This is a genomic window from uncultured Helicobacter sp. (assembly GCF_947367035.1).
In the GTDB taxonomy this organism is placed as follows: Bacteria; Campylobacterota; Campylobacteria; order Campylobacterales; family Helicobacteraceae; genus Helicobacter_D.
The window spans coordinates 1-6,098 of record NZ_CANBCA010000045.1 but is presented as its reverse complement, the minus strand read 5'-3'; the positions used below and the strand labels follow the sequence as shown (position 1 = coordinate 6,098).

The 6,098-nt window shown below is 36.0% G+C and carries 5 protein-coding genes; 3 read left to right on the top strand and 2 right to left on the bottom strand.

The features are described 5' to 3' along the window. A partial coding sequence (gene valS, locus Q0Y61_RS09360) for a valine--tRNA ligase (protein WP_297814385.1) occupies nt 1-1,327 on the bottom strand: 1,327 nt, incomplete at its 3' end. Nucleotides 1,328-1,519: 192 nt separating this feature from the next. On the opposite strand from valS, the gene fliW reads away from it, so the two are divergent. Together fliW and Q0Y61_RS09350 are read left to right on the top strand one after the other, a co-directional pair. Beyond that, nucleotides 1,520-1,912: a flagellar assembly protein FliW gene (fliW, locus tag Q0Y61_RS09355; RefSeq protein WP_297814383.1), complete on the top strand. Its 393-nt coding sequence runs from the start codon at nt 1,520-1,522 to the stop codon at nt 1,910-1,912. Between the two features lie 5 nt (nt 1,913-1,917). Next, nucleotides 1,918-3,951 carry an ATP-dependent helicase gene (locus Q0Y61_RS09350; protein ID WP_297814380.1) on the top strand — a complete coding sequence of 678 codons (2,034 nt, stop codon included), beginning with the start codon at nt 1,918-1,920 and terminating at the stop codon, nt 3,949-3,951. Between the two features lie 134 nt (nt 3,952-4,085). On the opposite strand, the gene Q0Y61_RS09345 is transcribed toward Q0Y61_RS09350, so the two are convergent. Beyond that, on the bottom strand, nt 4,086-4,862 hold the full coding sequence (locus Q0Y61_RS09345; RefSeq protein ID WP_297814377.1) for a sulfite exporter TauE/SafE family protein: 777 nt from the start codon (nt 4,860-4,862) through the stop codon (nt 4,086-4,088). Nucleotides 4,863-5,025: 163 nt separating this feature from the next. On the opposite strand from Q0Y61_RS09345, the gene selD reads away from it, so the two are divergent. Further along, entirely contained in the window at nt 5,026-6,033 is a 1,008-nt protein-coding gene (selD, locus tag Q0Y61_RS09340; RefSeq protein ID WP_366517302.1) for a selenide, water dikinase SelD, read from the top strand. Nucleotides 6,034-6,098 lie beyond the last annotated feature (65 nt).

The following is a 6,098-nucleotide window of genomic DNA, read 5'->3' as shown; positions in this document are numbered from 1 at the left end:
CGCTTGCAAACTGCCCATTGCAAGAATCGCAAAAATACACCGGAATCTGATGTCCCCACCAAAGTTGTCGCGAAATACACCAATCACGCAGTTCTCTCATCCACGCATTATAATTGTTTTTCCATTGTGCTGGGAAAAAGTGGCTTTCCTCTTGATTAATTTTTTCTATTGCACCAAGTGCAACTTCTTTTTTTAAAAACCACTGCTTGGAGATATAAGGTTCTACGATATTGCCACAACGATAACAATGCCCCGTCTTGTTTTTATAATCCTCAATTTTCTCTATAAAACCTAGTGATTCTAACTTCTCTATTATTTTTTCTCGTGCTTCTAACCGCTCCAGCCCGCAAAACTCTTCTGCTTTTTCATTTAAGATTCCATATTTATCAAAAATCACGATTTCTTCTAAATCGTGTCGCTTGCCTACTTCATAGTCGTTTGTATCGTGTGCAGGAGTTACCTTTACCACACCTGTTCCAAACTCCATATCTACGTGCGAATCAGCAATGATTGGAATCTCACGATTTAAAAGTGGCAAAAGGACTTTTTTGCCAACAAGATGAAAGAACCTAGAATCGTTAGGATTAACCATTACCGCACTATCGCCAAAATATGTTTCTGGGCGTGTGGTTGCCACAACAACATAATCTTTAGAGTCTTTTAAAAAATAGCGGAGATAATATAGCTTACCCTTATTTTCTTTATATTCCACCTCTACATCAGAAAGCGCACCATCGTGAGTGCACCAATTCACTAGATACTTGCCTTGAATGATAAATCCTTCATTGTAAAGCTTCACGAATGCCTCTTTAACTGCATTTTGCAATCCCTTATCCATTGTGAATCGTGTCCGACTCCACGCAGGGGAACTACCAAGTTTGCGCATTTGATTTAAAATCATTCCTCCGCTTTTTTCTTTCCACTCCCATACTTTTTGAACGAATTGTTCCCGTCCTATTTCCTCTTTCTTGATTCCTTGTGCTAGGAGTTGTTTTTCTACAACATTTTGTGTAGCAATTCCAGCATGGTCAAGTCCGGGTTGCCAAAGTGTTTTAAATCCGTCCATTCGCTTATATCGGACGATAACGTCTATTAAAGTATGATTGAGTGCGTGTCCTATATGTAAGCTACCTGTTACATTAGGTGGTGGAAGCATAATACAGAATTTTTTACCTGCTTTTTGGATTTTTGTATTGCCATTTATTTCAAAATATCCTGCTTCTTCGCAAAATTTATAATAAGTTTCCTCAATGCCTTTGGGTTGATAAGTGTTAGAGGGTTTAGAATTTTGATTTTTTTGTGAATTGCTTGTTGAATCGTTTTGCATAAAGAACCTTTTATCTAGCAAAATAAATCTCAAAATAAACTTGGAATAGTTTTTGCTAGTCTTTGATTTGAATTTAGAATTTTACCAAAAAATTTAAATTTCTTGATTTTCTTGTTTTAAAATGCGTAAAGTTTGGATTTTGAAGTTAAAAATTATGGTAAAATTACAAAATTACAAAAAAGGAGTTTGAAGATGAAAAGTGAAAAGTTTCAAGTAAAATCCCCAATTTTAGGGTTTGATAATGTCAATGAAGTGGAGTTTGCAGAAGTAGATGATGGTGCATTAGCCTTTTTATCTTTGCAAGGACAAGATGTAGAGTTATTGCTCATTAACCCTTATAAAGTGCGCGAATATTCGTTTGAAGTTCCAACTCCAATCCAAACTTTGCTTGACATCACAAAAAATTCAAAAGTTAAAGTATTTTGTGTGTTCGTGCGTGAGAAAGAATCTGAAATTCGTATCAATTTCTTGGCACCCATCATTCTAAATGATGATAACAAGACATTAGCCCAAGTTATTTTAAGTGCTAAAGAATATCCAACTTTTGGTGTAGCAGAATCTATTAAAAATTATATTAAAGAATAGTTGGGTTGCCCCTCTCAACCCTAAATACCCAGCAAAAGGAAGCTTCAGAAGCTCCTTATGGGTATAACCTTATCATTGCCTCCGCAGGAACAGGAAAAACTTCTACGATTGTAGGCAGAATCTCTTATTTGCTCCAAAATGGAATCACTCCAAACGAGATTTTATTACTTACTTTTACCAACAAAGCCGCTCAAGAAATGCTAGCAAGACTTTCACAAAAATTTGAAAGTAAGATTATCCAGCAAATTGAAGCAGGTACTTTTCACGCTGTGGCTTATCGGTATCTGAAAGCAAAAGGCTCTATTACTTTAAAACAACCTAAAGAACTCAAAATTTTATTTAAAAGCCTCTATGATAAACGCGTATTCTTAAATATTTCTCAAACTCCTCCTTATAGCGCAAATTATTTATATGATTTATTCTCTCTTTACTTTAATGCAACCATTGATGAAAATTTCAAAGCTTGGTTAGAGCGGAAAAATGCAGAACAACTGCAATATATAGAAATTTATTTAGATGTTTGGGAGGAATTTCAAGCCTTAAAAAATGAATATCACTATGTGGATTACAATGACTTATTGTTAAACTATAAAAATGCCATAGCAAAATCCAAATCCCTCTATAAAGAAGTGCTAGTTGATGAATATCAGGATACCAATCCCTTACAAGATTCCATTCTCCAAGCACTCAATCCTCCCTCCCTCTTTTGCGTAGGGGATTATGATCAAAGCATTTATGCTTTCAATGGCGCGGACATTAGCATTATAGGAGGCTTTAAAGAACGTTATCCAAAAGGGAGAATCTTTAGTTTGACCAAAAACTATCGCTCCACTGCACCCATTTTAAACCTAGCAAATCGTGTGATTGAAAAGAATCCGCGCATTTACCCTAAGAAACTAGAAGTTGTTAAGGCACAAAACTTCGGGACACCCACTTTGCTAGTATATGAAGAATTATTCTCTCAATACTCTGGAATTGCGAACAAAATCAAACTTTCCAATCGCCCATATAACGAAATTGCTGTGATTTTTCGTAACAATTCTAGTGCAGATGGCATTGAAGCATCTTTACGAGAAGTTGGGATTCCATCTAAACGCAAAGGAAGCGTTAGTTTTTTTGATTCCAAAGAAATTGTGTATATGTTAAACCTCTGTTCCTTGCTCTTTAATGCCAAAGATATGATGTCGTTTATTCATATCTTAAGCTATGCAAAAGGAATCGGAAATGCTTTGGCAAAGGATATTTATGAAGCACTTTTGCTCTTAGGACACAATAGTCCTATACAAGGGCTACTTCACCCAGATAAATCCATCAAAGAACCTTTTAAAAAAAAGGCACAAAACACTCAATTAGGACTATTTGATGACTTAATAGAGCTTAGTAATCCTATGCGATTCCACACAATGAATTTAGAAAAAGATTTCAAAGATAATCCGATTCTTACTCACTCCAAACTGACCAAAGAGGGAGTTGAATTTCTCAATGCTCTTTATAGTTTTTTTCATTCTTTTAATGTAAATGATAAGCCCTATTATTTGATTTCAAAAATTAGTTCTCTACCAATCTTTCAAATCGTAGCACATAAACTTGCTAAAGAACGTTCTATCACCAAAGAAGGAAATATCAGTGAAGAAAGGACAAGAGAGTCGCTAGAAAGAATCCATCGTAAAATCTCTTTATTAAAGGACTTAGCAAGTCATTATAATGAACTTGAGAGATTCTTAAATGCTATGGTTTTAGGCTCTAGCGAAATGAGCGAGGGAGAAGGTGTGAATTTGCTAAGTATTCACGCAAGCAAGGGCTTAGAGTTTGCCGAAGTTTATATTGTAGATTTGATGGAGGGTCGTTTTCCTAACAAAAAATTAATGAGTCAAGGGGGAAGTTTAGAGGAAGAGCGCAGATTGTTTTATGTAGCAGTTACACGTGCAAAAGAAATCTTATATCTAAGTTATGCCAAAAAAGACACGTTGAAAAATATTTCCTATGAGGGTTCTATTTTCCTTTATGAAGCAAGTTTGCTTGTAAGTCGCATAGGATAATGATAAAATGATTAAGTAAAATAAAAATATGCTAGAATAATCTATATTAAGAATAAAGACAATCAAGCAAAGAGTCCAAGAAATAAGTAAAATCGCTCAACCAATTTAAAAACGAAACCCATTTTGCAAAAAAGTTAATCCAACAAGATTTTTTTAAGCATAATGCTAAGAACGAGACAATACATCACAAGTAGTGCGTATTTGTGTTTTTTGGCGTCCATTTTGCTAAGTAGCCAAATCCCAATGCGCACACCAATAAGTGAAGCGAGACCCACAATAATACCTTGCTTAAAGTCTGCATAGCCGTGTAAAGCTAGGGAAGTAAAGCCAGAAATTGAAGAAAAAATGATAAAGAAAAGCGAAAGTGGGATAATCCTCTTACTGCTATATCCTAAGTAATAAGCTAGTAAAGGCGCAAGCATCATTCCACCCCCGATTCCAAGCGAAATTGCAAAGATACCTACTACACAACCACAACCGATTAAAAACAACTTCGCCCCAGCACCATTTCCTAATCGGCTTTCTCCACCATAAGCGTTTGCTTTAAAGAATTTTACCAAAGAGTAAAGAATAAAGAGCGTGAAGATTCCCTCTAATAGACTTGATGGAACTCTATCTACCACGATACCGCTAAAAGCTGCACCAATTAATCCCCCAATTCCCACATAAATGCCGTCTTTAAAATCTAAGTTGTTTTGTCGGTAATTAATATAGGAACCATAAAGAGAAGAAAAAATCATCTGCATAATAGAGATTCCAATCGCAATTTTTATATCATTTCCTAGCAAAATCATCAAAGGCACGATAAGCGCTCCACCACCAACTCCAAAGAATCCTGCTAGGATTCCTGTAAAAATTCCAATGACAAAAAGCGCAATAAGATATAAAGGGTCTAGGGCTAAGATTTCCATTTAAAAGCCTTGAAAAATTTTGTGCAATTTTGCCAAAAAATAATTGGAAATAAGGTAAAAATAGCTAGAATCTCTCTTTATATTGATTGGAGATTTAATGCAAAAAAGTAAAGAAGAAATTAAAATCACGCAGTTTGTAAAAGTTGCTGGTTGAGCTGGTAAAATAGGTCTGGAAGACCTCTCACAGATTGCTAGCTCGTTGAGCAATGAAGAAGATAAGAATATTTTGGTGGATTTTAGAGGCAATGAGGACGCAGGAGTCTATCAGCTCACGCCTGAGTTGGCTCTAGTTCAAACCGCAGACTTCATCACTCCTGTGGTAAATGACCCCTTTGTGTATGGACAAATTGCAGCAGCTAATGCACTAAGTGATGTGTATGCGATGGGTGGAGTTGTGCGATGTGCCTTAAATCTAATGATGTGGGATTCTTGTCGGATTCCACAAGATTATGCAAGAGCAATTTTAGAGGGAGGATTATCCAAGATTAAAGAAGCAGGTGGTGTGCTAGTGGGCGGACATACGGTGTCAGATAGTGAGCAAAAGTATGGTTTAAGCGTAAGTGGCATTGTGAATCCAAAAAGAGTTTGGAGAAACAACGGTGCACAAGTGGGTGATGTTTTGATTCTTACAAAGCCTATTGGAATGGGAGTGCTAACGACTGCGTTAAAGGCGAATATACTAGATTTTAAAGTTGCAAATAAAATTGCCCAAATTATGGCGACATTAAATCGCCGTGCTTGCGTAATTGCAAGCGCATTTAATATCCACGCTTGCACAGATATTACAGGATTTGGACTTTTGGGGCATTTGAGTGAAATGTTAAATGATAAAATTAACATTTGTTTAGAATCTCAAGCAATTCCTTTGGTGGAGGAAGCCATTGGGTTTGCCAGAATAGGGATTATTCCAGGAGGGAGTTGCGGTAATGAACGCGCAGTTAAAAATTTGTGCGAGTTTAGATTAAAAAATGATTCCAAATTTAAAGATTTAGAGATTCTACTTTTTGACGCACAAACTTCGGGTGGATTAGTCTTTGCTCTACCACAGAATGACGCACAAACTCTATTGACAAAACTGCAAGATAATGGAATAGAATCTGCACAAATCATCGGATATACAGAATCTCGCCAACTAGATTCCTCTACAAAAGCAAGGATTGTTATCTATTAATCTTTTACTTCTCTTGCCCCTCCAATTATTTGCTATAATTCCCCCTTAATTTTAAATCCCATTAA

Coding starts and splice junctions, on each gene's coding strand:
- fliW (WP_297814383.1), top strand. CDS start 1,520: ATGAAAAGTGAAAAGTTTCAAGTAAAATCCCCAATTTTAGGGTTTGAT.
- Q0Y61_RS09345 (WP_297814377.1), bottom strand. CDS start 4,862: ATGGAAATCTTAGCCCTAGACCCTTTATATCTTATTGCGCTTTTTGTC.